This window comes from Propioniciclava sp. LT294, from assembly GCF_059516005.1.
Map to the genome: position 1 here is coordinate 360,730 of NZ_JCAKNG010000001.1, position 24,251 is coordinate 384,980.

Genomic DNA, 24,251 nt, shown 5'->3' on the forward strand with positions numbered 1-24,251 from the left:
TCGCACACCCCATTCCGCAAACGCGGGAGATATGCTCGATCCATGACGCATCTGCGAATTTCTGACGCCGCCGCCCTGCTCGGCATCAGCGATGACACGCTGCGGCGCTGGATCGACGCCGGGCGTCTCGACGCAACGGCCGACGAGGCCGGTCGCAAGGTGGTGGCCGGCGTCGACCTGGCGCGGCTCACGCAAGAACTCCACGAGGCCGACGACGAGGCCGCCGCGGGTGCGCGGCGTCACCGCTCGGCTCGCAACGAGTTCACCGGCCTGGTCACCGAGGTGCTCTCGGACACCGTGATGTCCCAGGTGACGCTCCAGTGCGGTCGTTTCCGGGTGGTGTCGCTCATCTCGACCGAGGCCGTGCGGGAGATGCGGCTCGAGCCGGGGTCGGTGGCGTCCGCGATCGTCAAGGCCACCAACGTGGGCATCGCCACCCCGCAGGGCCTGTCATGAGGCGCCCCGCGGTGGCTGCCGCCGTCGTGGCCCTCGGCCTCGCGCTGGCGTCGTGCGGGAGCGCCGCTGCGTCGCCCGGCACGACCGCCCGGGGGGCCAAGGTGTCCGTGTTCGCCGCCGCCTCCCTCACCGGGGCGTTCACGGAACTGGCCGGGCTGGATCCCGGCCTCGACATCATCTTCACGTTCGACGGCTCCCCCACGCTGCTCGACCAGGTGTCCGCCGGCGCCCCGGCCGACGTGCTCGCCACGGCCGACGAGGCGACGATGGCGAGGGCGGACCGGGCCGGCCTCCTGGCCTCGGCACCCGAGGTCTTCGCGACGAATGCTGCGGTGCTGATCGTCCCCGCCGGCAACCCGGCGGGCATCACCGGTCTGGATGCGTCGCTGGACGGCAGGAAGCTCGTGCTGTGCGCACCCACGGTGCCCTGCGGAGCCACCGCCAGGACGATCGCCGACGCGGCCGGGATCACGCTCGTCCCGGTCTCGGAGGAGCAGCGGGTCACCGACGTGCGTGGCAAGGTCGAATCGGGCGAGGCCGACGCGGGGATCGTGTTCGCGACCGACGCCAGGGCCGCGGGCGCCAAGGTACGGACCATCCAGCTGCCGGGCGCCGACCGCGCCGCCACGCGCTATCCGATGGCTCTGGTCGCGGGGGCGCGGAATGCCGAGGGGGCCGCGGCTTTCGTGAAGCTGGTCACGAGCCCGAGCGGTCACGAGATCCTGGCCAAGTACGGGTTCGGCACCCCATGACCGCTCCGCGGTGGCTGCTGCTCCCGGCAGGGCTGGCCCTGGCCTTCGTCGTCGTCCCGCTGGGGAGCGTCGCGCTCCGCGTCCCCTGGGACCGGCTCCCCACCCTGCTCACCGCGCGGTCCTCCCTGGACGCGCTCGGACTCAGCCTGCTCACGTGCCTCGTGGCCACCCTGATCAGCGTCCTGCTCGGGTTGCCGCTGGCGGTGGCGGTGGGCCGCTCGGACGGCCGGTGGGCAGCCGCGGCCCGCACGCTCGTGACCGTTCCCATGGTCCTGCCGCCCGTGGTGGCAGGACTGGCACTCCTGATCACGTTCGGACGTCGCGGCACCCTCGGCGGCACCCTGTCGGCCTTCGGGATCGAGGTCGGCTTCACCACCATCGCCGTCGTCATGGCGCAGGTGTTCGTCGCGATGCCGTATCTCGTCACGAGCGTCGAAGGAGCCCTGCGGACCGCCGGGACCGGTCACGAGCAGGTGGCCGCGACGCTGGGAGCCTCCCCCACGTACACGCTGTTCCGTGTCACCGTCCCGCTCATGGCGCCCGCCTTGGCCAGCGGTGCCGCCCTGACCTTCGCACGCGCCCTCGGCGAGTTCGGGGCGACCATCACCTTCGCCGGTTCGTTGCCGGGCGTCACCCGGACGTTGCCCCTGGAGATCTATCTGCTCCGCGAGGTGGACACCGACTCGGCCCTGGCGTTGGCGCTCGTCCTCATCGTCGTCGCCGCCCTGATCGTGGCGCTGACCGGTTGGTTGTCCCGCCGCACCACGCGCCGGGCCGTGACATGAGCGTCGAGGTCGCGGCGGCCGTCGCGGAGCGGGGCGCGGATCTGCACCTGACCGTCCCCTCGGGCACGACCACCGCGCTGGTGGGGCCCAACGGTGCGGGCAAGTCCACCCTGCTCCAGCTCGTCAGCGGCCAGTTGCGTCCGGACTCCGGTCACGTGCTGCTGGGTGGTGACACGGTGAGTGGACCCGGGGTGCACGTCCCCGTCCACCGTCGCCGGGTGGCCCTGCTGGAGCAGCGTGCGCTGCTGTTCGAGCACCTGACGGTCCTCGACAACGTGGCCTTCGGGTTGCGCGCACGGGGCGTCCGACGGGAGGAGGCACGCGCCCGCGCCCGCGCCGAATTGGACGCCGTGGGCTGCGGCGACCTCGCCGGCAACCGGTCATGGGAGGTCTCCGGCGGGCAGGGCCAGCGCATCGCGCTCGCCCGCGCGTTGGTGACCGACCCGACCGTCGTACTGCTCGACGAGCCCCTGGCCGCCCTGGACGTGCGGGCGGCCCCGGCGATCCGGTCGCTGCTGCGGGACCGGCTCCGGGGGCTCACGACCCTCGTCGTCACCCATGACGCCATCGACGCCTTGAGCCTCGCAGACGCGCTCGCGGTGGTGGAGGCGGGGCGGGTCGTCGACACCGGCCCCGTCCTCGACTCCTTGGCCCGGCCGCGCACGCCCTTCCTCGCCGATCTCGTCGGGGTGAACCTGCTGGTCGGGGTGGCGACCGGCTCGGACGTCGTGACCCTCCCGGGAGGCCTCGCGATCACCGGCGTGGCCCAGACGCCCCTGACCCTCGGACAGCCGGGCTTCGCGTCGTTCGCCCCGGCGTCGGTGTCGGTGCATGCGTCCGAGCCCACCGGAAGCCCCCGCAACCACCTGTCGGCCCTCATCCGGACGGTCGAGTCCCGCGGCGCGGTGGTGCGGGTCGGGTGCGCGCTGGCCGACGACACGCCCATTGCCGTGGAGGTCACCGCCGGCGCGGTCGTGTCCGAGGGCCTCGAACCCGGGCGTCCGGTCTGGCTGGCCGTGAAGGCCGTGCAGGTGGAGCTCTATCCGCGATAGGGAGCCGGGCCCAGCATCGAGAGCCTGGCCGCGTCAGCCCCCGATGGCGCTCATCGGACGCCGTGGCTGCAGGAACCCGGGATCGTTGATCCCGTGCCCCGGCAGCTTGGCCGCCAAGCTGGCATGGATGCGCCGGGTGATCTCCTCCCGAGGCGCGCCTTCGCGCAGGGGCGTCCGCAGGTCGGACTCGCTCGTGGCGAACAGGCAGTTGCGCAGTTGGCCGTCCGCGGTCAGGCGCAGCCGATCGCAGGCCCCGCAGAAGGGACGGGTGACCGAAGCGATGACGCCGACGGTGCCGAGGGGCGCGGCGTCCGGCTCTCCCCAGGGCCGGACGCGGTAGCGCTCGGCCGGGGCCGCACCTCGGCCGGGGATGGCCTCGAGATGGAATGCCTGCTCCAGCCAGGCCTGCGTCTCGTCGGCGGTCACCATGCCCTCGCGGCTCCAGGTGTGCCCCGCGTCGAGGGGCATCTGCTCGATGAAGCGGAGTTCGGCGTCACGCTCGAGGGCGAACCGCAGCAACTCGACGGCCTCGTGGGTGTTCACGTCACGCAGCAGGACGGTGTTGAGCTTGAGTGGCCCCAACCCCGCGGCTCGCGCAGCCTCGATACCGGCCAACGTGTCGGGGAGCCGGTCGCGCCGGGCCATCCGCGCGTAGGTCGGGGCGTCCAGCGTGTCGAGGGACACGTTCACGCGGGCCAGCCCCGCCTCCGCCAAGGGGGCGGCCAGCCTGGCGAGGCCGATCCCGTTCGTGGTCATCGAGACCTCGGGCCTGCCTCCCGGCCCCTCGAGTGCGGCGATGCCGGCCACGATCGCGACGATGTCCGCGCGCAACAGCGGCTCCCCGCCGGTCAGGCGCACCTCCGTGATCCCGGCCTCCACCGCGATCCGCACCAACGCGACCAGTTCGTCGAGCGTCAGGAGCGAGGCCTTCGGCAGCCACGGCACACCCTCAGCGGGCATGCAGTACGTGCAGCGGAGGTTGCAGTGGTCGGTCAGCGACACCCGCAGGTCACGGTGTTCGCGTCCATGGCCGTCGACCAACAGGGGCAGAGCTCTCACGCGTCCGAGCCCCACCGCGACCACACCGTTCGCCCGGAGGCCTCGGTCTGGTGCTTCCAGATGGGGAGTTCCGCCTTGACCGCCTCCACCAGCGCCTCGCAGAGCGCGAACGCCTCGGCCCGGTGCGGAGTCGCCACGGCACAGGCGAGGGCCACCTCGCCGACGCCCAGGTGCCCCACCCGGTGCGACACCGCGACAACGGCCTCCCCAGCGGGATCCCGCTCGGCCAGGACGCGCTCGGCGATCCCGACGAGCATCGCCTGGGCGTCCGGGTGGTGGGAGTAGTCGAGGCCGACGACCTCGCCGGACGCCTCGGGGTCGTGGTCACGGATGATGCCCGTGAAGGTCGCCAGGGCCCCCGCCCGGGCGTTGGTCACGGCGCCCACGTGGAAGGCGACATCGAGCGGATCGGTCGTGACGGCGGCATGGACGAGGGCCATCAGTGGTCCCCACCTTCCAGTTGGTGGAGGATGTGGGGCACCAGCGGCAGCAGCACCTCGAGCCCCTCGGTGACGGCGCCCGGCGACCCGGGAAGGTTGACGACGAACGTCGTCCCGACGCTCCCGGCCACGCCGCGCGACAGGTGGGCGTGCGCCTTCCCGGACGCGCTGCGCAGCAACTCGGGAATGCCCGGCACCACACGCTCCAGGACGGCCAGGGTGCCCTCCGGCGTCAGGTCCCGGGGCCCGAGCCCCGTCCCGCCCGAGCTCACGACCAGCCGCGCTCCCCCGGCGACAGCCGCACGCAGGGCGTCCGCGACGGAGTCGGCGCCGTCCGGCACGACCGTGCGCGTCACCGCGAAACCCGCCGCCGACAGCAGGGCTGCTGCGGCCGGACCCGACGCGTCCTCACGTCGACCTGCGGCACAGCGGTCGGACACGGTGACCACATGCGCCTGAACTGCTTCAGTCTCCACCGGCCCAACCCTACCGCCCGTCAGACCGCGACGCGCTCGGCGGCGCTCTGCTCCGCGTGGTGGCACGCCGACCGGTGCTGCCGCTCACCATCGGGGCGGTCCACCAGCTCCGGCTCCTGACGGAAGCACCATTCGGTGGCCATCCAGCACCTCGTGTGGAAACGGCATCCCGAGGGCGGGTTGGCAGGGCTGGGGACGTCTCCGGTCAGCACGATCTGCTGGCGCGTGTCCCGCGCCCGCGGGTCCGGCACGGGGACGGCCGACAGCAGCGCCCGCGTGTAGGGGTGCGTCGGCCGCTCGTAGATCTCCTCCTCCGTCCCCACCTCGACGATCTTGCCCAGGTACATCACGGCGACCCGGTCGGAGATGTGCCGCACCACCGACAGGTCGTGGGCGATGAACACGTAGGCCAGGCCGAGCTCGTCCTGGAGCTTCTCCAGGAGGTTGACGACCTGCGCCTGGACCGAGACGTCCAGCGCCGAGACCGGCTCGTCGCAGATCAGCACCTGGGGGTTGAGCGCGATGCCGCGGGCGATGCCGATGCGTTGCCGCTGGCCCCCCGAGAACTGGTGCGGGTAGCGGTTGATGTGCTCTGGATTCAGTCCGACGAGGTCGAGCAGCTCCTGGACCCTCCGGCGACGCCCCTGGCGCGGCACCACGTCGGGGTGGATGTCGAACGGCTCCCCCACGATGTCGCCGACGGTCTTGCGCGGGTTCAACGACGTGTACGGATCCTGGAACACGATCTGGATGTCCCGGCGCAGGCGTCGCATCTCGGCCGCGGTCGTGGCGTGCATGTCCACGCCGTTGAGCACCACCCGCCCGGACGTGGGCTCCTCCAGGCGCATGAGCAGTCGTCCGAGCGTCGACTTGCCACAGCCGGACTCCCCGACGACACCCAGCGTCTCGCCGCGCCGGAGCTCCAGGGAGACGCCATCCACCGCGCGGACGTGACCGGTCGTTCGCCGGATGACACCCGTCTTGATCGGGTAGTGCTTGACGAGCCCCTCGGCCCGCAGGACGATCTCAGGCTCGGCCATCGGCGAGCACCTCCTGGGTGTGGTGGCACGCGGCCAGCCTGCCGGGCAGCACGTCGACCAACGGGGGCAGCACCGCTCGGCACACATCGGTGGCGTAGGTGCAGCGCGGGTGGAACGGGCACCCCGTCGGCATGCGCAGCAGGTTGGGTGGCAGGCCGCCGATCGCGTGCAGTGTCTGCCCGTGCTGGTCGAGTCTGGGGATGGAATCCAGCAGGCCCTTGGTGTAGGCGTGCGCCGGGCGGCTGTACAGGTCGTGGACCCCGGCGCTCTCCACGATGCGGCCGGCGTACATCACCGCGATGCGGTCCGCGACGTCGGCCACGACGCCCATGTCGTGGGTGATGAGGATGAGCCCCATCCCGGAGTCGGCCTGCAACTCCTTGAGCAGCTGCATGATCTGCGCCTGGACGGTCACGTCGAGGGCGGTGGTCGGCTCGTCGGCGATGAGCACCCACGGATCCAGGGCGATCGCCATCGCGATCATGATGCGCTGACGCATACCGCCGGAGAACTGGTGCGGGAACGCGCGCACGCGCTCCCGCGCAGCCGGGATGTGCACGCGCTCCATGAGCCTGACGGCTTGCTCGTAGGCGTCCGACCGGTTCATGCCCTTGTGCACCCGGAACATCTCGGCGATCTGCCAGCCCACCGGGAACACGGGGTTGAGCGAACTGAGCGCGTCCTGGAAGATCATCGAGATCTCAGGACCGCGCACGGCCTGGCGCTCGTTCTCCGGCAGCTTCTGCAGGTCGCGACCGCGCAGGAACACCTCACCGCCGGTCACGAAACCCGGAGGCGTGTCGAGGATGCCCATGATGGCCTGGGCGGTCACCGACTTGCCGGAACCCGACTCGCCGAGGATCGCCAGGGTCTCTCGTTCGTCGAGGTGGAAGGAGACCCCGTTGATCGCCTTGGCCACACCCTCGCGGGTGCGGAACTCGACCCTGAGGTCGCGGACATCGAGAAGGTGCTCACCAGTCACGGCGTCCTCCTAGCGCAACTTCGGGTCGAGGGCGTCGCGGACGACCTCGCCGAGCATGATGAACGACAGGACTGTCAGGGACAGGAACAGCGAGGGGAACAGCAGCATGTGGGGCGTGTTCACGATGTAGCCCAGCCCGGACGCCTCGGAGATGGCCTGCCCCCAGGAGTAGGCCGGAGGCCGCAGGCCGATGCCCAGGAACGACAGCGTGGCCTCCAGGGCGATGTACTGGCCCAGGTTGATCGTGGCCACCACGATGACCGCCGCCAGGGAGTTCGGCAGGATGTGGCTGATGATGACCCGCAGGGGCGAGGCTCCGAGGGCGCGCGCGGCCTGGACGTACTCGTTCGGCTTCACCTGCAGCACGGAGGAGCGCATGATGCGGGCGAGGCTCGGCCAACCGAGCACGCCGATCGCCATCACGACCTTCAGCACCTGCAGGATCAGGGGCTGGTGGTTCGGAGTGGGCAGTGAGTAGAGGATCACGATGCCCCCGAGCAGGATGGGGATCGCGAAGAAGATCTCGCCGATGCGGCTCAGCAGCGTGTCGACCCAGCCGCCGAAGTACGCAGAGATCGTCCCGATGACACCGCCCAGCAGCGTCGTGACCAGCGTCGCCAGGACACCGACCAGGATCGAGGCCCGTGCCCCGTGGATCGTGCGCGCGTAGACGTCGCAGCCCTGGATGTCGAGACCGAACGGATGGCCCTCCATCGGCCCCTGACGGGCCATGGACAGGTCGCAATAGCCGGGGTCCGCCCGGGTGAAGAGCGTCGGGAAGGCCGCCATCACCCCGAACACCGCGATGAGCGCCAGGCAGAGCCAGAACAACGGGTTGTGGCTCATCTCACGCCAGGCGTCCGACCACAGGGACGCACGGCGGTCGTCGGTCGGCGTGCCCACGGCCTGGGGCTGACCGGCCGCGGCCACCGCGGCGGTGGGGTCGCTGTCAGTCATGCGAGATCCTCGGGTCCAGGACGCCGTACAGCACGTCGACGATGAGGTTCATGAGCAGGTAGACCAGGACGAGGATCGTCACCGCGCCCACCACATTGGCCCCGTCGCGGGCGCTGATGCTCTGGAAGATGAAGTTGCCGATCCCGTTCACGTTGAAGATCCGCTCCGTCACGATGGCTCCGCCCATCAGCGACCCGAAGTCGAAACCCATGTAGGTGATGACGGGGATCATCGAGTTGCGCAGGGCGTGGATGCCGATCGAGCGTTGCCGGCTCAGGCCCTTGGCCTTGGCCGTCCGCACGTAGTCCGCACGCAGGTTCTCCACCAGCGTCGTCCGCGTGAGCCGCGCGATGTAGGCCACCGACAGGGAACCCAGGACGATGCCGGGCAGGATCAACTGGTACAGCTCCCCGGCGCTCGCCGTGACCGGGATCACGTTGGTCAGGCCGGCCTTCAGGATCACGAACTGGCTCATCGCGCCGATGACGAACACCGGCACCGAGATGATGACCAGGGTGGAGGTCGTGACCAAGTAGTCGACGAACCTTCCCTTGCGCAGGGCCGCGAGGATGCCGGCCGAGATGCCGATGAGGGCGGTCCACGCGAGGGCGATGAGCGCCAGCTTCAGCGTGGTGGGATACCGGGCGACCAACTCGTCGATGACGAGGTTCTGCCGGAAGTTGCGGCCCAGGTCACCCCGGAGGAGGTTGCCCATGTACAGCGCGTAGCGCACGAGCAGGGGTTGGTCGAGGTTGTACTCCCGCTTGAACGCCTCGACGTAGGCGGGTGGGCACTCGCGATCCCCACACCGACCCTGCCACGGCTCGCCGGGAAGGGCGAAGACCAGGAAGTAGAGGAGAAACGTCGCCCCGACGATCACCGGGATCATCTGGAGCAGGCGACGGATGATGTATTTGATCAAGAGAGGCTTCCTCGCCGAAGGCTGGGCCGGCGGAGGCTGAACGCCCCCACCGGCCCATCGGAGTTGGCAGTTACTTGAGCCTGATCTCCGACATGGCGATCGCGCCGAAGGCGTTGAGCTTGACGTCGGTGACCTTGGTCGAGAAGCCGTACGGGGTCGCCGAGTACCAGAGCGGGATCGTCGGGTAGGCCTCCGCCAGCATGGCTTCAGCCTCTTGGTACGCCTTGTTGGACGCCGCGGCATCCGTGGCGGCCGCGGCCTCGGCGAGCTTGCTGTTGAAGGCGGGGTTGTCGTACTTGGCGTCGTTCGAGGCCGCACCCTTCATGTAGATCGGGGTGAGGAAGTTCTCGATCGACGGGTAGTCCATCTGCCAGCCGCCGCGGAAGATGCCCTTGAGCTCGCCGGCCTTGATCTTGCTGCGCAGCGTCTTGAAGTCGGGCGTCACGTTGACGGCGCAGTCGAGGCCCAAGGTGTTCTTCCAGCCGTTGCAGACGGCGTCCGCCCACTGCTTGTGGCCACCCTCGGGGTTCACCGAGAGCTGCAGCTGACCCTGGTAACCGCCGGACTCGGTGTACAGCTGCTTGGCCTTGGCCACGTCGAACGTGCAGGCGTCACCGCACTGGCCCGCCTTGTAGCCGTCCACGACCGGGGAGACCCAACCGGTGGCCGGGGTCCGGGTGCCGTTGAACACCTGCTTGGTGATCGTGGCGCGGTCGATGGCGGCGCCCAACGCCGCCTTGAGCTTGACGTTCGTCTTGAACTGCTCGTCCTGCGGCGAGAAGGTGATCCACTGGATGATGCCGGTGTCGGCGACCTTGGCGCGGTCACCGAGGGCCGCCTTCCACGCGTCCCCGGCGAGCTGGTCGGCCGGGATGATGTCGACGACGTCGATGTTGTTGGCGAGGAGATCGGTGTAGGCGGCCGCGGGCTCCGTGTAGATCCGGTAGGTGATCTTGTCGACGTTGCCGGCGTGCTTGCCCGAGTAGTCCGCGTTCTTCTCGAGCACGATCTCCGTCGCGGTGTTGGACGCCACCTTGTAGGGACCGGCGCCGATCGGCTGCTTGCCGAAGGAGTCGCTCTTCGGGTCGGTGAAGAACGAGTCGGGCTGGGGAGCGAAGGCCGAGTAGCCGAGACGCACGGGCAGGTTGGAGACGGGCTCAGTCGTCTCGATCGTGAAGGTGTGATCATCCTTGACGGTCAGGCCCGCGAGCGTGTCGGCGGTCGGCTTGGTCGCGCATGCGGCGTCGGCGCACTGGGCCTCCGCGAAGCCCTTGATGGGCTCGAAGAAGTACGACCCCTGCTGGCCGTTGGGGCCGTACGCCGTGTAGTTCCAGGCGTCCACGAAGTTCTTCGCCTTGACCTCGGTGCCGTCGGAGAACTTGTAGCCCTTCTTCAGGGTGACCGTGAACAGCACGTTGTCGGTCGTTTCGATCTTCTCGGCGATGTCGAGTTCGGGTGCCGCGGTGTCCACGTTGTAGTGGATGAGCTTGGCCGTGACCGCGTCGATGACGTTGCCACCACACACTTCGGACGTGTTGCCCGCCACGAGCGGGTTCTCCGGCGTGCAGCCCCGAACGATGATCGCACCACCTGCCTTGGCCGTCGCCCCAGCGGTGGTTCCGGGTGAGGGAGCGTTGCTGCTGCACGCCGTGGCGATCAGAGCGAGGGCCGCGACGCCGGCGATGCCGGCTCCACGTAGCGAAATGCGCATGAATCCTCCTAGCGATGCGGCGGGCTTCATCGCTCCACCGCTCGCGCGGAGCATAACCCTTCCGCAGCGGCCCACCGCAGGAATGTGATCCAAACGCAACGCGTCAATTTTCAACACAATCCTGTGATGGGCCCTGTCGGAAGGCGTCGACCGGCGGACGCCGTCGGATCAGGAGACCAGCTGTTCGCGCTCGATGATCGCGTCGCGGAGTTCACGGCGCTTGCGCTGTTCGTCCGGATCGGGCACCGGGACGGCCGACAGCAGCCGCTGCGTGTAGGGATGCTGCGGACGGGTGACGATGTCCAGCGTGTCCCCCACCTCGACCAGGTGGCCACGGTGCATGACGGCGATGCGGCTGGAGACCTGCTCCACGACCGCGAGGTCATGGCTGATGAACAGGCAGGCGAAGCCGTACTGCTCCTGGAGGTCCTTGAAGAGCGTCAGGACGCGGGCCTGCACGGACACGTCGAGGGCCGAGGTCGGCTCGTCCGCGATCAGCAGCTTCGGGTTGAGCGCGAGCGCGCGGGCGATGCCGATGCGCTGGCGCTGGCCGCCCGAGAGCTCGTGCGGGTAGCGGTTGCGCATGGCTCGGGGCAGGTGCACCGAGTCCAGGAGGTCCTCGACCTTCTTGCTCAGCGCGGCGCCCCGGAGACCCTCGTGGAGCAGGAGTGGCTCACCGATCGACTCCCCGACGGGCAGGCGCGGGTTGAGCGAGCTGCCGGGGTCCTGGAACACGATGCCCACCGTCTTGCGGAACGGCTTGAGCTCCTTGACCGACTTGTTGGTGATGTCGAAGCCGGCCACCTGCAGGCGGCCCTCACGGACCGGCAGGAGCGCGACCGCTGCGCGTCCGACCGTGGTCTTGCCCGAACCGGACTCGCCGACCAGGCCGACCACCTCGCCCGGCTCGATGCGCAGGTTGATGTGCTCGGCGGCCCGGAACTCCGGGCGCCGACCCTGCTTGGGGTAGACGATCGCGACGTCGTCCATGAGGAGCGCCGGCTGCTGGCCCGCGGTGCGGGATTCGCTCAGCGGGACCGGGTTGCCCTCGGTCTCGATGACCGTGTGGGGGCGGCCTCGGAGTTCGTCGTCCTCCACGTGTTCGGCCAGGTGCGGCACCGAGGCCAGCAGTTGCTGGGTGTAGGGGTGCTGGGGATCCTTGAAGATCTGGCGGCTGGTGCCGGCCTCGACGACACGACCGTCCTTCATCACGATGATGCGGTCGGCCATGTCGGCCACGACGCCCATGTCGTGGGTGATCAGGATGATGCCGGCGCTCACCCGCTCACGCAGCTGGCGCATGAGCTTCAGGATCTCCGCCTGGACGGTCACGTCGAGCGCCGTGGTCGGCTCGTCGGCGATGAGCAGCTTCGGCTCACACGCGAGGGCCTGGGCGATCATGATGCGCTGGCGCTGGCCACCCGACAGCTGGTGCGGGTACTTGTTGAAGCTGTCCTCGGGCTCGGGGATCTCCACCATCCGCATCAACTCGACCGCGCGTGCCTTCGCCGCAGACGGGTTCATCAGGTAGTGGGTCCGGAGGGTCTCCACGATCTGGAAGCCGACGGTGTACACCGGGTTCAGGGCGGTCATCGGTTCCTGGAAGATCACGGAGATCTCGTTGCCACGGATCTCCCGCAACTCCTGGATCGACATGCCGACCAGTTCGGTGCCCTTGAGGTCGGCCGAGCCGGTGGCCCGCCCGGTGGGGGGCAGGAGGCCGAGGAGGCTCATGGACGACTGGGTCTTGCCGGAGCCGGACTCGCCGACGATGGCCAGCACCTCGCCCGCCTTGAGCTCGTAGCTCATGTCCTCCACGGCGGTGAACCACTCATCACCCACCCAGAAGCGCACGGTGAGGTCCTTCACCGTGAGGATCGTGTCCCCCTTGGCGACGGGGCCGCCGGTGTCCCGGGAGAGCTTGATGGCGTCGGTGAAGGCCGACCGGGCCTTCTCGGGCTGGTTGGGCTGGCTCATCGGCCCTCCTCCTTGCTCGTGCGGGCGACGCGGGAGGCGGCCAACTGCCTCTCGGCCTTGGCCATGGCGCGCGCGGACGGGATCTTCTTGGTGCGCGGGTCGAACGCGTCGCGGAGCCCGTCGCCGATGAAGTTGATGCTGAGTGCGATCAGGATGATGAACAGGCCGGGCCACCAGAACAGCCACGGACGGGTCGAGAACGCACCTTGGTTGTCGGAGATGAGGCGGCCCAGCGAGATCGTGGGCTCGGTGATGCCGAAGCCGACGAAGCTCAGGGCGGCCTCGAGCGTGACGGCCGCGGACATCAGCAGGGTGCCGTTCACGACGATGACGCCGACCGCGTTGGGCAGCATGTGCTTGGTGATGATGCGCCAGTCACTCGCGCCGGCCACCCGGGCCGAGTCGACGAACTCGCGCTCGCGCAGGGTCAGGAACTCCGACCGGACGAGGCGGGCCAGGCCCGTCCACAGGATGCACCCCAGCGCGATGGCCAGGATGACCGGCATGTTCTCCCGGATCGACTGCGTGACCTCCGGCCCCGCGTTGAGGCGCAGCGGGATCTTGCTCACGAGCGAACCCAGCACGGCACCCAGCACGATGACCGGGAGGGTGATGATGAGGTCGGTGAAGCGCATGAGCGCCATGTCGATCCTGCCGCGGTAGTAGCCGGACAGCGATCCGATGGTGACGCCGATGGTGAGGGCGACCGCGCCGAGCACGGCAGCCACCAGCAGCGAGGTCTGGACGCCGGTCAGCACCTGCGCGAAGTAGTCGCGCCCCAGCGAGTCCTGACCGAAGGGGTTGGCGCCGATGGCGAAGGACGTCGCGCCACCGAGGCCGGGCACCGACAGCGTCGGGCGTCCGCCGTTGATGACGTCGCCGGACGTGATGGTCTGGACACGCCAGAGGCCGTCAATGGGTCCGATGCCCATGGCGAGCACCGACAGCAGGAACACCAGGAAGATCGTGATGAGGCCGAACATGGCTCCGCGGTGGCGGACGAACCGCCTCCACACGATCTGCCCCTGCGAGAGGCCCTTGACGTCCTGCCCCTCGCCGACGCCCTCGCCGCGGCCGACGGCGGCCTCGTGGTCGTCCTCGGCCACCTCGACGGCCAGGTGGCCGGCGTCCGTGGTGTCGACGGGCACCTCGGTGTCGTGCGGCGGCGCGTCGGGCACCGCCTCCTCGATGCGATCGGCATCATCCGCCCCGTGCTTCGGGGTGTAGTTGTCGTTGCTCATGCGTTCACCCGGATCCTGGGGTCGATGACGGCGTAGAGGAAATCGGCGACGAGGTTGGCGATCATCGCCAGGCCACCGGTCAACATGATGTAGAACATGACCGGATCCACCTCTTGGCCACCGAGGGAGGTGAGGAACATGCGTCCCATGCCCGCCCAGCCGAAGATGGTCTCCGTGATGACCGCACCGCCGATGAGGGTGATGAAGTCGACGGGCACGATCGACGCCAGCGGCATCAACGCATTGCGCAACGCGTGGCGGACGATGACGACACGCTCCGAGAGGCCCTTGGCCCGCGCCGTGCGGATGTAGTCCTGGTTCAGCACCTCGAGCATCGCGCCCCGCTGGTACCGGACGTAGGTGGCGAAGGAGATCATCACCAACGCCAGCGTCGGCAGCATCAGGTGGGTGGCCTTGTCGAGCTGTTCCATCCAGAAGTCGGCGCGCAGGCCCGGAGTGGTGGCGCCGATGGTGGCCAGCGGCCGACCGCGGATCTGGGGCGCGGCGTTGTAGGGCCCCCAGGTCTGCAACACGCGGTCGACGAAGATCAGGACGCTGACGAACAGGGCCGTGATCATCGCGCCGCGGATGGAGATCTGGCGGTCCGGACCGCCGAACAGCCATCCGATCAGGGCGGCGATCGCCAGTGCGGCGGCCAGCAGGCCGAACATCCAGCCCCAGCTCATCTGCCAGTAGTGGAAGAGCCACTGCAGTGGCCACCACGTGATGGTGCCGACCACGGCCGTGACGAGGGCCGAGTAGAGGGCGCGCTTGTTGCTCGAGCCCGCGAAGAGGGCGTTCGTCGCCGCAGCGAACAGGATCGAGAGGATGGCGATGGCGGCGACGCCGATCGTCGGGTTCTGCACCCAGCCCGTGGTCAGGGTGAGAACCAGCACCGCGAAGCTCACGATCAGGGCGGCGCCGAAGACCCGCAGCTTCTTCTTGCGACGGCCTCCCAGGGCCCCGGCCCAGAACAGGCCCGAGACCACGCTGAGTGTGACCACCAGCGGCCAGTTGATCGTGGGGCGCTGCAGGTAGTCGTTGGCACCGATGGCGAGGAATTGCTTCAGCAGGACGGCGACCCAGAAGATCGGCAGCGAGTACAGCAGGAACGAGATGAAGGTGATGACGTAGTCGAACGAGGTGTACTGACGCAAGGCCGACACCAGGCCGATGGTCACGCCCAGCAGGATCGAGATGATCGTGGCGGCGAGCACCAACTGCACGGAGGTGGCGATCGCTCCGCGGACGAGCTGGCCGACCGGCTGCATGGTGCGCCACGCGATGCCGAAGTCACCCCGCAAGAAATCGCCCAGCCAGAGGAAGTAGCGCTGGTACCAGGGCACGTCCAGGTGGAGCAGGCGCACACGGTTCGCGATCAGTTCGGCACGGTTCGGCGCCGGGTTCTCCCGCAGGTCCACCAACGGGTCGAGCGCGAACTCGAGCAGCCCGTACATGAGGAACGACAGGATGAAGAGCGTGCCGAGGGCCAGGGCCAGCCTTCGAGCGATGAAACGTGCCATGGACTACTCCCAGTCAGGGGCATGCGGCGAACGGGCGGTCAGGTGCATCGGGTGATAGTAGCGAGGTCAACTCGCGCTGTGGGGCGCCAGGATTGCCTGGCGCCCCACAGTGTTGATACTTAGCGACTCACGGCCATCGGTCAGGCCACGGTCTCCCACTCCCAGAAGTTCCAGAAGTAGGTCGGCGACAGCGGGATCGACGAAACGCCCTTCACCTTGGTGGTGTCGATGCCGGTGATCTCCGGGAACTGGAAGATGGTCAGGCCGAAGGCCTCGTCGACCAGGATCTTCTCGACCTCCTTGACGATCTCGTTCTGGCGATCCGTGTCGGTGGTGACGTTGAGCTCGTTGAGGAGCTTGTCGACCTGGGCGTTGCTGAAGCCGCCGAAGTTGTTCTGCCCCTTGGACAGGTAGTTCGGCGGAACCTGCGACACACCCAGGGAGGTCGACTGCCAACCGAACAGCGACGCGTCGTAGACGTCGTTGGTGCTCAGCAGCTGGCCCCAGTCCTTGCTGGAGGCGTCCACGATCTTGAAGCCGGCCTGCTCGGCGGTCTCCTTGATCAGCTGGAACTCCTGCTGACGCCGGGTGTTGTTCTGGGCGAACAGCAGTCGGACGGTCGGGCTGGGCACCCCGGCCTCGGCCAGCAGCGCCTTGGCCTTGTCGACGTTGGAGCCGCCACCGTAGGTGGCCTCCATGCCGTTGGCCTGGGAGGTCGCGTCATACTCGGGCGAACCGGGGACGACGTTGTAGGTGTTGCGGATCGAGGCCTCGGGGTTCAGCGGCTTGATGATGTTGTCGATGATCCGCTGACGGGGCAGGGTCTGGAGGAACGCCTGGCGAACCTTCTTGGCCTTCTCCGCGTCACCACCGTAGGACTTGGGGTCGAACGGCCCACCGTTGTTGAAGACCAGGTCGACGTGCTCGTAGGTGCCACCGGACTGCGTCAGGGTCTCGACGTTGGGCGCCAGCGCCTGCAGCTGCTGCAGGATGTCGGCCGTCGACTGCGGCTGCGTGATGGCAACCTCACCGTTCTGCAGGGCCTGCACCGACGCCTGCGCGTCCGGGATGATGCGGACCGTGAGCTTGTCGATCTTCGGGGCGCGCATGCCCTTGTAGTTCTCGTTCTTCTCGACGGTGAGGAACTGCTCCTCGACCATCTCGGTGATCACGTACGGGCCGGAGCCGACGAGCAACTCCTTGTCGGACGGCGTCGACTTGAAGTTGAAGTCGTTGTTCCAGACCTTGGCGATCTTGCCCAGGGCAGCGCGGTCGTTGTTCTTGAACGCGTCGATGATGGCCTGCTGACCGGCCTTGGCATCGGTGGACGCCAGGGCACGCTTGGCCACGATGTGCGCGGGGACGCCGACCGGCGCCATGACGTGCGTCTCCCAGTCGACGAACGGCTCGGACCAGGTGTAGGTCAACTCCTTGCCGTCGGCCGAGATCTCGGGGAAGTCCTTGATCAGCGTGTAGCCGGGGGAAGCTGCGTTGAAGAAGACGTTGTCGCCCTCGACGCCGGTCACCTCACCGGTTTCGTCGTCGGTGGTGACCTGGTCGGCCTCGACGGTGTTGAAGTTGGTGGAGACCGCACCCCAGAGGAGGACGGCGTCCGCGGCGGTGACCGGGGTGCCGTCGGACCACGTGGCCGTGTCGGCCAAGGTGATCTTGACCTTCAACGGGTCGTCGGAGACCTTCTCGTACTTGCCGAACGAGGCGTTCTGCGCGATGTTCAGGTCCTCGTCGTAGTACCCGATCGTGTCGTTGGTCAGGTACAGGATGTTGGCGTTGGCGGTCGCGTTCCCGTAGTCGGTGTCCGAGTTGCGGCTGTAGAACGCCTGGTTCCACGCGACGCTGAGGGCCGTGGGGCCCTTCGCAGCGGCAGTGCTGCCAGCGCTACCACCGGGGCTGCTCGCCGTGGGCGTGGCCGGCGTGCACGCCGAGAACGCCAAGGCGCTGGCCAGGGCGATGCTCGCCGTGGCCAAGAGCTTGCGCTTGCTCAATGTTCCTCCAAGGATTCCGGGAGGCGCCAACGATGGTGCCCCCGTTCGGACCAACCTGCCCAGAGTGAGCAGTTGGGCGTCGTGAATGAACCGTACACACGCCCTCCACGGCCGTGGCAACAGGTCGGACAAGCCGATGTTGATTCGTTACTCATCCGTGATGCGGAACAGTGAAATCCCAAGTCGGGAAGTGAAAAGTGATCAGCGGCGGTTCACCACGACCGTGCCGAGAAGCAGGTCGTTGATGCCCCGGCGATCGGGGCCGATGACCACGGCGGGCAGCACCAGGCACACCAGGGCGGCGCGCGCGATGGCGCGGAGGGGCCCGATGCGGCTGCCGTCCGTCCGCGTCACGCCGATGCGGGAGATGAGCTGGCCGAAACTGCTCCCGGTCAGGGAGGTGAGGAGGGCCTTCTGCACGAAGTAGGTGGCCAGCCCCATCCAGGCCTTCCAGCCGCTCTCGGTCAGCACACCGCCCCCGAAGATCCCGATCGCGACGGCCATGCTGGCGCCCCAGTCGAGCACCAGCGCACCCACCCGACTCCCCCACCGTGCAAGGGATCCGGGCCCGGACTCGGGCAGCCCCAGGCTCTCACCGGGATGGGTCGTCGGCACTTCGGTCACCTGCCCCACCCTAGCGGCGGGCTTGTAACACCGCCGAAACACGGACGACACCGACCGGTGACCTCACGGTTCTAGCCTTCGAGGAGTCAGATCCCTACCAGTTCGGAGGACCCATGTTCCAAGGCGCCGATGACCTCCTCGCCTTCATCGAGGAGAACGACGTCGAAACCGTCGACGTCCGCTTCTGCGACCTGCCCGGCGTGATGCAGCACTTCACGATCCCCGCGAAGTTCCTCACCGCTGACATCTTCGAGGACGGCCTGAGCTTCGACGGCAGCTCGATCCGTGGTTTCCAGAAGATCCACGAGTCGGACATGACTCTGCTGCCCGACCCGACCTCGGCGTACCTGGACCCCTTCCGCAAGAGCAAGACGCTCAACATGAACTGGTTCGTGCACGATCCGATCACCAAGGAGGCCTACAGCCGCGACCCGCGCAACATCGCGCGCAAGGCCGAGGAGTACCTCAAGTCGACCGGCATCGGTGACACCTGCTTCATGGGGCCGGAGGCCGAGTTCTACGTCTTCGACTCGGTCCGCTTCGAGACCAAGGCGAATGCCGGCTACTACTTCATCGAGTCCGAGGCCGGGGCGTGGGCGTCCGGCTCGGAGACCGACCTGGACGGCCGCGCCAACCGCGGTTACAAGGTGAAGTACAAGGGCGGCTACTTCCCGGTGGCCCCCGTCGACCACTTCGGCGACCTGCGCGACGACATGGTCCGGCACCTGCAGGCCGTCGGCCTGGTGATCGAGCGCGCCCACCACGAGGTCGGCACGGCGGGCCAGGGCGAGATCGCCACGCGGTTCGACACCCTGCTGGCCGCGGCCGACAACATCATGAAGTACAAGTACGTCATCAAGAACACGGCGTGGGAGGCCGGCAAGACCGCCACCTTCATGCCGAAGCCGATCTTCGGGGACAACGGTTCGGGCATGCACGTGCACCAGTCCATCTGGGCGAACGGCGAGCCCCTCTTCGCGGACGAGGCCGGTTACGCGGGCCTGTCCGACCTGGCGCGCTGGTACATCGGTGGTGTCCTGCACCACGCCCCCTCGCTGCTGGCGTTCACCAACCCCACGATGAACTCCTACCACCGCCTGGTCCCGGGCTTCGAGGCGCCGGTCAACCTGGTCTACAGCCAGCGCAACCGCTCCGCCTGCATCCGGATCCCGCTGACGGGCCCCTCCCCCAAGGCCAAGCGCATGGAGTTCCGGTGCCCCGACCCGTCGGCCAACCCGTACCTCGCGTTCGCCGCGATGCTGTTGGCGGGTCTGGACGGAATCCAGAACAAGATCGAGCCGCCGGCCCCGATCGACAAGGACCTCTACGAGCTGCCGCCCGACGAGCACGCCGACATCGCCCAGGTTCCCGCCTCCCTCGGCGAGGCCTTGGACGCCCTCGTCGCCGACCACGACTACCTGCTGGCCGGGGACGTGTTCACGCCTGACCTCATCGAGGCCTGGATCGAGATGAAGCGCGAGGACATCGACGCCATCCGCCTGCGTCCGCACCCGCACGAGTTCGAGCTGTACTTCGACCTGTGATCGATGGGGAACGTCCCGGCCCATGCCCTGGGCCGGGACGTTCTCGTCGTCAGAGGAGGCGGCCCGTGGGGTCGAGGGGAGGCTTGCTGCCCGGCTCGGTGCCGGTGGCGACCGGACGTTCGGTGTGCGACCACTGGGACCACGAGCCGGCGTAGAGCTGCGCCCGCCCGAGACCCGCGTGCTCCAGGGCGATCAGGTCGTGGCAGGCGGTGACTCCCGACCCGCAGTAGACCACCACACCGTCGGCGTCCGTGATGCCGGCCGCGACGAAGCGCTCGCGGAGTGCCTCGGGTGCCTTGAAACGTCCGTCCGTCAGGTTGTCGGCGAAGGGCAGGTTGATCGCGCCGGGGACGTGGCCGGCACGGGGATCGACCGGCTCGGTGTCCCCGCTGTACCGCTCGGGGGCGCGAGCGTCCACCACGATCGGTGCGGTGGCCGCGTCGTCGATGGTGGCCAGCGCCTCCGGCGGCCAGGGGCGGGGCGTGAAGGTCGCCGGGGCGGGCGCCACCGGTCCCTCCTCGAGTGCGCCGGACCAGTGCGTGATGCCGCCGTCCAGGAGCGCGGCCTCCACACCGAGCATCCGCAACAGCCAGACGAGGCGCCCGGCCGAGGCTCCCCCGGCATCGTCGTAGGCGACCACCACCGCGTCGTCGCCGATGCCCGCGGCCCCCATGCCCTCGGAGAAGACGTGCGGCTCGGGCAGCGGATGCCGGCCGGACTCGGGAGATGCCTGGGCTGCGAGCACGGCGTCCAGGTCGACGAACACGGCCCCCGGCACGTGACCGGCGGCGTGGGCGTCGTGGCCGGATCGGCCGTCGAGGTACCAACGCACGTCGGCGACGACGACGCCCGGGTGGTCGGAGAGGAAGGTGGCGGGCACGACCGGTGGGATCATGCCCGCCACTGTAGCGACGACGTCAGTCGATCAGGACCGCGGCCCAACCCGCCGCAGCTCGTCGATGCCGTTGAGCGTCGACACCGCCGGCTCCGCCTGCAAGGTGGGGTCGATCGCCAGGTACGCCTTCGTCTCGCGGGCGATGAGGCCGGAGCAGACCAGGAGACCGATCAGGTTGGGGATGGCCATGAGGCCGTTGGCGATGTCGGAGAAGGTCCAGACGATGTCGAGCTCGCTCACGGCGCCGACGAAGACGACCGCGCTGAACAGCAGGCGGTAGGGCAGGACGCCCTTGATGCCGACCAGGCGCTCGACGTTGCGCTCGCCGTAGTAGGCCCACCCGAGGATGGTCGAGTAGGCGAAGAACACGACCGAGATGGCGACGATGACGCCACCGCTGGTGCCCGGAAGCCCGATGGAGAAGCCCTCGGCGGTCAGGGCGGCACCCTTCTTGTCGCTCATCCAGGCACCGGTGGAGATGATCACCAAGGCGGTCATGGAGACGACGATCATCGTGTCGATGAAGGTCTGGGTCATCGACACCAGGCCTTGGCGCACGGGGTGCTTGGTCTTCGCGGCCGCGGCGACGATGGCCGCCGAGCCCATGCCGGATTCGTTGGAGAAGATGCCGCGCGCGATGCCGTACTGGATCGCCTGGGCGATCACGGAGCCCGCGAAGCCGCCGACGGCGGCGGTGCCGGTGAAGGCGTCGCCGAAGATGATGCCGAAGGCGCCCGGGATGGCCTGCCAGTTGATCGCCAGCACGACGAGCGCGCCGACGACGTACACGACGATCATGACGGGCACGAAGCCGGCGGTGACGCGGCCGATGGCCTTGATGCCGCCCAGGAGGACGGCACCGGTCATGACCGCGATGAAGATCGCGGTGACGATGGGGTCGATCGCGAAGGTGTCCTTGAGCGTGTGGGCGACCGTGTTGGCCTGGGTCATGTTGCCGATGCCGAAGGACGCGATGACGGCTGCGACGGCGAAGAACAGCGACAGGAAGACGCCGAAGCCGTTGGGGATGGCCTTCATCAGGTAGTACTGCGGTCCGCCGGACATCTCGCCCTTGGCGTCGGTCGTGCGGAACCGGACGCCCATGAACGCCTCGGAGTACTTCGCGGCCATGCCGAAGAACGCCGTGACCCACATCCAGAACACGGCGCCCGGGCCACCGATGGTGATGGCCGTCGCCACACCGGCGATGTTGCCGACGCCGACCGTGGCGGCCAGGGCGGTGGTCAACGCCTGGTAGTGGGAGACGTCACCATGCTCCTCGAGCCCGTCGTGGCGGTTGATGAAGGCCAGCCGCAGGGCTGGGACGAGCTTGGTGATCTGGATGCCGGCCAAGCGGATGGTCAGCCAGATGCCGGTCCCCAGCAGTAGGGGCAGGAGCACGAACGGCCCCCAGACGATGTTGGCGATGTCGCCGAGCACTTCTTCGAGCACGGTGGCCCCTCCTGATCGGTTGTGGGCACATCAGACCACCGGGAGCCGCCCTCCGGCAAGCATCACGGCCGATCGTCTCGCACCTGGTACACATCCGTGACCGGGGGACGCCCCCCGTCAGATGGGCAACCGCTTGAAGATCGGCGCCGGAATGTGCCGCAACACCATCATGACGGCCTCGAACGCCGCCGGCGTCCAGACCACCGGCTTGCCCGCCCGGGCGGCGGCCACCACCATCGTCGCGACCTCGTCGGGGTTGACCGTGAGCGGCGCCTCCTTGACGTGCGCGGACATCCGGGTGCGCACCTGCCCCGGGCGCACGACCAGCACCTTGACCCCCGAGGGCGCCAGGGCGTCGCCCAGGTTGGTGTAGAAGCCGTCGAGGCCGGCCTTGCTGGACCCGTAGACGAAGTTCGAGCGGCGCACCTTCAGGCCCGCGGCCGAGCTCATCACGATGATCTGCCCGTACCCCTGCTCCTTCATGCGCTGCCCCAGCAGGACGCCCACGCTCACCGCACCGGTGTAGTTCACCTGCGCCGCCAGGACGGCCTTGCGCTGGTCGGCCCACAACTCCTCGTTGTCGCCGAGGACGCCGAAGGCGACGATCGCCACGTCCACGTCGCCGCTCGCCCACGCCCGGTCGATGACACCCGGGTGCGCGTCGAAGTCGGTGGCGTCGAAGTCGAGCACGTCGACGGCCCGGGCCCCCTGGTGCGCCAGGGCCGCGACCGTGGCGTCCGTGCGGTCGTCGCCCGGCTGGACGCCCAGGACGACCCGGGCCGGTGCGCGCTTGAGGTACTCCCCCACGATCGCGAGGCCGATCTCGGAGGTACCCCCCAGCAGCAGGATGGTCTGGGGGTTGCCGGTGGCGTCGATCACATCAGCTCCAGTCGTCGTGCCATGTCGGAGGCGAAGACCTCCGTGGGATCGATGGACCGCCGGGTGGCGATCCACTCGTCGATGCGCGGATACATCGCGTGGAAGGTGGCGGCGTCCGTGCGCGAGTCCTTCGAGGTGTAGAGCCGTCCGCCGAACTCCAGGATGCGGGCGTCCAGACCGCGCAGGAACTCCGACAGGCCGTCCTTGATGGGGAAGTCGACGCACACGTTCCAACCGGCCATGGGGTAGGAGAGGGGCGCACGGTTGCCCTCCCCGAACAGCTTGAACACGTTGAGGAACGAGTAGTGGCCGGAGGCCTGGATGCTGTGGATGATCTTCTTGAACTCGTCCACCGCGGCCGGGGGCACCACGAACTGGTACTGCAGGAACCCGTGGCTGCCGTAGGCGCGGTTCCACTCCCCGAACATGTCGAGCGGATGGTAGAAGCCGGTCAGGCTCTGGATCTTGTTGGTGTAGTTGCCCGACTTGGCGTACCAGACCTGGCCGAGGGTCCCGAAGGTCAGCTTGTTGGCCAGTCCGTTGGGGAAGACGTCGGGGAGCGTGACGAACGTCCTGCCGCTGAACTCGAGCGGCTTGGCGGCGAGCTTGGGCGCGTACTCCTGCAACTCGGCGAGCGTGGCGAGCGATCCGCGGGAGATGGCTGCGCGGCCCAGCTTCGGCGGTGCGGCGATCGCGTCGAACCAGGCGCTGGAGTAGTCGTACCGGGCCTCGGAGCCGTCGGAGTGCACCGCGATGGTCTCCTCGAGGGTGTGGGTGACGACGCCGTCGGCCAGGAACCAGGCCGTCTCGACGCGCTCCATCGCCAAGGTGGCGCGCAGGACGATGCCCGTCAGGCCGATGCCACCGACGGTCGCCCAGAACAGGGACGCGTCGGGATCGTCCTGGCTGCCCTCGGGCCTGAGGGTCAGCACGCGACCGTCGGCGACCAGCAGGTCCAGTGACGTGACGTGGTCGGCGAAGCTGCCCGCGGAGTGGTGGTTCTTGCCGTGGACGTCGTTGCCGATCGCCCCGCCGACCGTCACCTGCCGGGTGCCCGGCAGGACCGGGACCCACAGGCCGTGCGGGAGCGCCGCCTTCATCAGGGCGTCCAGGCTGATGCCGGCCTCGACGGTCACGGTCGCCGTGTCGGTGTCGATCTCGAGGACACGATCCAACGCCGTCATGTCGACGACCAGCCCGCCGCCGTTCTGGGCGACGTCGCCGTAGCTGCGGCCCAGACCGCGTGCCAGCACGCCTCGGCCGCGGCCGGACGCCCGGCGCTCGGCCTCGCGTGCCACCGCGGTGGCGATCACGTCCACGTCGGGGGTGCGGAGCACCTCGGCGGTGGTGGGGGCGGTGCGTCCCCAACCCGTGAGGCGCATGGGTGTCGTGGTGGGAACCTTGCTCACCGGGCCAGCCTAGTGCCGCTCCGGCCCAGGGGTCGGGCTCCGGTGCAACCCGGCCTGCCTGCACCTGGGGCT

Annotated in this window: 22 protein-coding genes; 5 read left to right on the forward strand and 17 right to left on the reverse strand. The window is 68.8% G+C overall.

Translation table 11 applies throughout. The annotated features are described in order from the left end of the window. Positions 1–42 precede the first annotated feature (42 nt). From AC5YDA_RS01690 to AC5YDA_RS01705, 4 genes are read left to right on the forward strand one after another with little or no spacing between them, the layout of a single operon-like run. Complete coding sequence (locus tag AC5YDA_RS01690; protein WP_496188167.1) at positions 43–456, forward strand: TOBE domain-containing protein; 414 nt, start codon at positions 43–45, stop codon at positions 454–456. Then, complete coding sequence (gene modA, locus AC5YDA_RS01695; protein ID WP_496188168.1) at positions 453–1,208, forward strand: molybdate ABC transporter substrate-binding protein; 756 nt, start codon at positions 453–455, stop codon at positions 1,206–1,208. Before AC5YDA_RS01690 ends, modA begins: the two co-directional genes overlap by 4 nt. After that, the gene (locus tag AC5YDA_RS01700) at positions 1,205–1,993 is read left to right on the forward strand and encodes an ABC transporter permease (RefSeq protein WP_496188169.1); all 789 of its coding nucleotides are present in this window, start codon (positions 1,205–1,207) and stop codon (positions 1,991–1,993) included. The genes modA and AC5YDA_RS01700 overlap by 4 nt, the downstream gene beginning before the upstream one ends. Further along, on the forward strand, positions 1,990–3,045 hold the full coding sequence (locus AC5YDA_RS01705) for an ABC transporter ATP-binding protein (protein ID WP_496188170.1): 1,056 nt from the start codon (positions 1,990–1,992) through the stop codon (positions 3,043–3,045). The genes AC5YDA_RS01700 and AC5YDA_RS01705 overlap by 4 nt, the downstream gene beginning before the upstream one ends. A gap of 33 nt (positions 3,046–3,078) precedes the next feature. Here AC5YDA_RS01705 and moaA read toward each other — a convergent pair whose 3' ends face one another. The 13 genes from moaA to AC5YDA_RS01770 form a co-directional block, all read right to left on the reverse strand. Next, the gene (gene moaA / locus AC5YDA_RS01710; protein WP_496188171.1) at positions 3,079–4,104 is read right to left on the reverse strand and encodes a GTP 3',8-cyclase MoaA; all 1,026 of its coding nucleotides are present in this window, start codon (positions 4,102–4,104) and stop codon (positions 3,079–3,081) included. Then, complete coding sequence (locus AC5YDA_RS01715) at positions 4,101–4,544, reverse strand: molybdenum cofactor biosynthesis protein MoaE (RefSeq protein WP_496188172.1); 444 nt, start codon at positions 4,542–4,544, stop codon at positions 4,101–4,103. Before AC5YDA_RS01715 ends, moaA begins: the two co-directional genes overlap by 4 nt. Beyond that, positions 4,544–5,020, reverse strand: coding sequence for a MogA/MoaB family molybdenum cofactor biosynthesis protein (locus AC5YDA_RS01720; RefSeq protein ID WP_496188173.1), 477 nt, complete (start codon positions 5,018–5,020; stop codon positions 4,544–4,546). Before AC5YDA_RS01720 ends, AC5YDA_RS01715 begins: the two co-directional genes overlap by 1 nt. A 20-nt stretch (positions 5,021–5,040) precedes the next feature. Next, the gene (locus tag AC5YDA_RS01725) at positions 5,041–6,060 is read right to left on the reverse strand and encodes an ABC transporter ATP-binding protein (protein ID WP_496188174.1); all 1,020 of its coding nucleotides are present in this window, start codon (positions 6,058–6,060) and stop codon (positions 5,041–5,043) included. Beyond that, the gene (locus AC5YDA_RS01730) at positions 6,047–7,042 is read right to left on the reverse strand and encodes an ABC transporter ATP-binding protein (protein ID WP_496188175.1); all 996 of its coding nucleotides are present in this window, start codon (positions 7,040–7,042) and stop codon (positions 6,047–6,049) included. Before AC5YDA_RS01730 ends, AC5YDA_RS01725 begins: the two co-directional genes overlap by 14 nt. 9 nt (positions 7,043–7,051) lie before the next feature. Continuing rightward, complete coding sequence (locus tag AC5YDA_RS01735; protein WP_496188176.1) at positions 7,052–7,999, reverse strand: ABC transporter permease; 948 nt, start codon at positions 7,997–7,999, stop codon at positions 7,052–7,054. Continuing rightward, the gene (locus tag AC5YDA_RS01740; protein WP_496188177.1) at positions 7,992–8,921 is read right to left on the reverse strand and encodes an ABC transporter permease; all 930 of its coding nucleotides are present in this window, start codon (positions 8,919–8,921) and stop codon (positions 7,992–7,994) included. Before AC5YDA_RS01740 ends, AC5YDA_RS01735 begins: the two co-directional genes overlap by 8 nt. A 70-nt stretch (positions 8,922–8,991) precedes the next feature. After that, complete coding sequence (locus AC5YDA_RS01745; RefSeq protein ID WP_496188178.1) at positions 8,992–10,662, reverse strand: peptide ABC transporter substrate-binding protein; 1,671 nt, start codon at positions 10,660–10,662, stop codon at positions 8,992–8,994. Between the two features lie 138 nt (positions 10,663–10,800). Further along, positions 10,801–12,609, reverse strand: coding sequence for an ABC transporter ATP-binding protein (locus AC5YDA_RS01750; RefSeq protein WP_496188179.1), 1,809 nt, complete (start codon positions 12,607–12,609; stop codon positions 10,801–10,803). Then, positions 12,606–13,850 (reverse strand): ABC transporter permease, encoded by a 1,245-nt coding sequence (locus tag AC5YDA_RS01755; RefSeq protein WP_496188180.1) that lies wholly within the window; start codon positions 13,848–13,850, stop codon positions 12,606–12,608. Before AC5YDA_RS01755 ends, AC5YDA_RS01750 begins: the two co-directional genes overlap by 4 nt. Then, positions 13,847–15,373: an ABC transporter permease gene (locus AC5YDA_RS01760; protein ID WP_496188181.1), complete on the reverse strand. Its 1,527-nt coding sequence runs from the start codon at positions 15,371–15,373 to the stop codon at positions 13,847–13,849. Before AC5YDA_RS01760 ends, AC5YDA_RS01755 begins: the two co-directional genes overlap by 4 nt. A gap of 140 nt (positions 15,374–15,513) precedes the next feature. Beyond that, positions 15,514–17,376, reverse strand: coding sequence for an ABC transporter family substrate-binding protein (locus tag AC5YDA_RS01765; protein WP_496188182.1), 1,863 nt, complete (start codon positions 17,374–17,376; stop codon positions 15,514–15,516). A gap of 201 nt (positions 17,377–17,577) precedes the next feature. After that, positions 17,578–18,000, reverse strand: a complete 423-nt coding sequence (locus tag AC5YDA_RS01770; RefSeq protein WP_496188183.1) for an RDD family protein — start codon at positions 17,998–18,000, stop codon at positions 17,578–17,580. A 113-nt stretch (positions 18,001–18,113) separates the two neighbouring features. Here AC5YDA_RS01770 and glnA point away from each other — a divergent pair, with 113 nt between their 5' ends. Further along, positions 18,114–19,544, forward strand: a complete 1,431-nt coding sequence (gene glnA / locus AC5YDA_RS01775; protein WP_496188184.1) for a type I glutamate--ammonia ligase — start codon at positions 18,114–18,116, stop codon at positions 19,542–19,544. 49 nt (positions 19,545–19,593) lie between these two features. Here the strand turns inward: glnA and AC5YDA_RS01780 are convergent, their stop codons facing one another. The 4 genes from AC5YDA_RS01780 to dprE1 all read right to left on the reverse strand — a co-directional run bounded on the left by AC5YDA_RS01780 (position 19,594) and on the right by dprE1 (position 24,179). Continuing rightward, positions 19,594–20,439, reverse strand: a complete 846-nt coding sequence (locus AC5YDA_RS01780) for a sulfurtransferase (RefSeq protein WP_496188185.1) — start codon at positions 20,437–20,439, stop codon at positions 19,594–19,596. A gap of 30 nt (positions 20,440–20,469) precedes the next feature. Next, positions 20,470–21,891, reverse strand: coding sequence for an alanine/glycine:cation symporter family protein (locus AC5YDA_RS01785; RefSeq protein ID WP_496188186.1), 1,422 nt, complete (start codon positions 21,889–21,891; stop codon positions 20,470–20,472). 117 nt (positions 21,892–22,008) lie between these two features. Further along, entirely contained in the window at positions 22,009–22,770 is a 762-nt protein-coding gene (gene dprE2 / locus AC5YDA_RS01790; RefSeq protein ID WP_496188187.1) for a decaprenylphospho-beta-D-erythro-pentofuranosid-2-ulose 2-reductase, read from the reverse strand. Beyond that, entirely contained in the window at positions 22,767–24,179 is a 1,413-nt protein-coding gene (gene dprE1, locus AC5YDA_RS01795) for a decaprenylphosphoryl-beta-D-ribose oxidase (protein ID WP_496188188.1), read from the reverse strand. The genes dprE2 and dprE1 overlap by 4 nt, the downstream gene beginning before the upstream one ends. Positions 24,180–24,251 lie beyond the last annotated feature (72 nt).

What these genes read in the sequence shown, in the direction of transcription:
- AC5YDA_RS01700 (WP_496188169.1), top strand. Translation starts at nt 1,205, where the DNA reads ATGACCGCTCCGCGGTGGCTGCTGCTCCCGGCAGGGCTGGCCCTGGCC.
- AC5YDA_RS01745 (WP_496188178.1), bottom strand. Translation starts at nt 10,662, where the DNA reads ATGAAGCCCGCCGCATCGCTAGGAGGATTCATGCGCATTTCGCTACGT.
- AC5YDA_RS01760 (WP_496188181.1), bottom strand. Translation starts at nt 15,373, where the DNA reads ATGGCACGTTTCATCGCTCGAAGGCTGGCCCTGGCCCTCGGCACGCTC.
- modA (WP_496188168.1), top strand. Translation starts at nt 453, where the DNA reads ATGAGGCGCCCCGCGGTGGCTGCCGCCGTCGTGGCCCTCGGCCTCGCG.
- AC5YDA_RS01690 (WP_496188167.1), top strand. Translation starts at nt 43, where the DNA reads ATGACGCATCTGCGAATTTCTGACGCCGCCGCCCTGCTCGGCATCAGC.
- AC5YDA_RS01755 (WP_496188180.1), bottom strand. Translation starts at nt 13,850, where the DNA reads ATGAGCAACGACAACTACACCCCGAAGCACGGGGCGGATGATGCCGAT.
- AC5YDA_RS01715 (WP_496188172.1), bottom strand. Translation starts at nt 4,544, where the DNA reads ATGGCCCTCGTCCATGCCGCCGTCACGACCGATCCGCTCGATGTCGCC.
- AC5YDA_RS01725 (WP_496188174.1), bottom strand. Translation starts at nt 6,060, where the DNA reads ATGGCCGAGCCTGAGATCGTCCTGCGGGCCGAGGGGCTCGTCAAGCAC.
- AC5YDA_RS01705 (WP_496188170.1), top strand. Translation starts at nt 1,990, where the DNA reads ATGAGCGTCGAGGTCGCGGCGGCCGTCGCGGAGCGGGGCGCGGATCTG.
- AC5YDA_RS01735 (WP_496188176.1), bottom strand. Translation starts at nt 7,999, where the DNA reads ATGACTGACAGCGACCCCACCGCCGCGGTGGCCGCGGCCGGTCAGCCC.
- glnA (WP_496188184.1), top strand. Translation starts at nt 18,114, where the DNA reads ATGTTCCAAGGCGCCGATGACCTCCTCGCCTTCATCGAGGAGAACGAC.
- AC5YDA_RS01780 (WP_496188185.1), bottom strand. Translation starts at nt 20,439, where the DNA reads ATGATCCCACCGGTCGTGCCCGCCACCTTCCTCTCCGACCACCCGGGC.
- AC5YDA_RS01750 (WP_496188179.1), bottom strand. Translation starts at nt 12,609, where the DNA reads ATGAGCCAGCCCAACCAGCCCGAGAAGGCCCGGTCGGCCTTCACCGAC.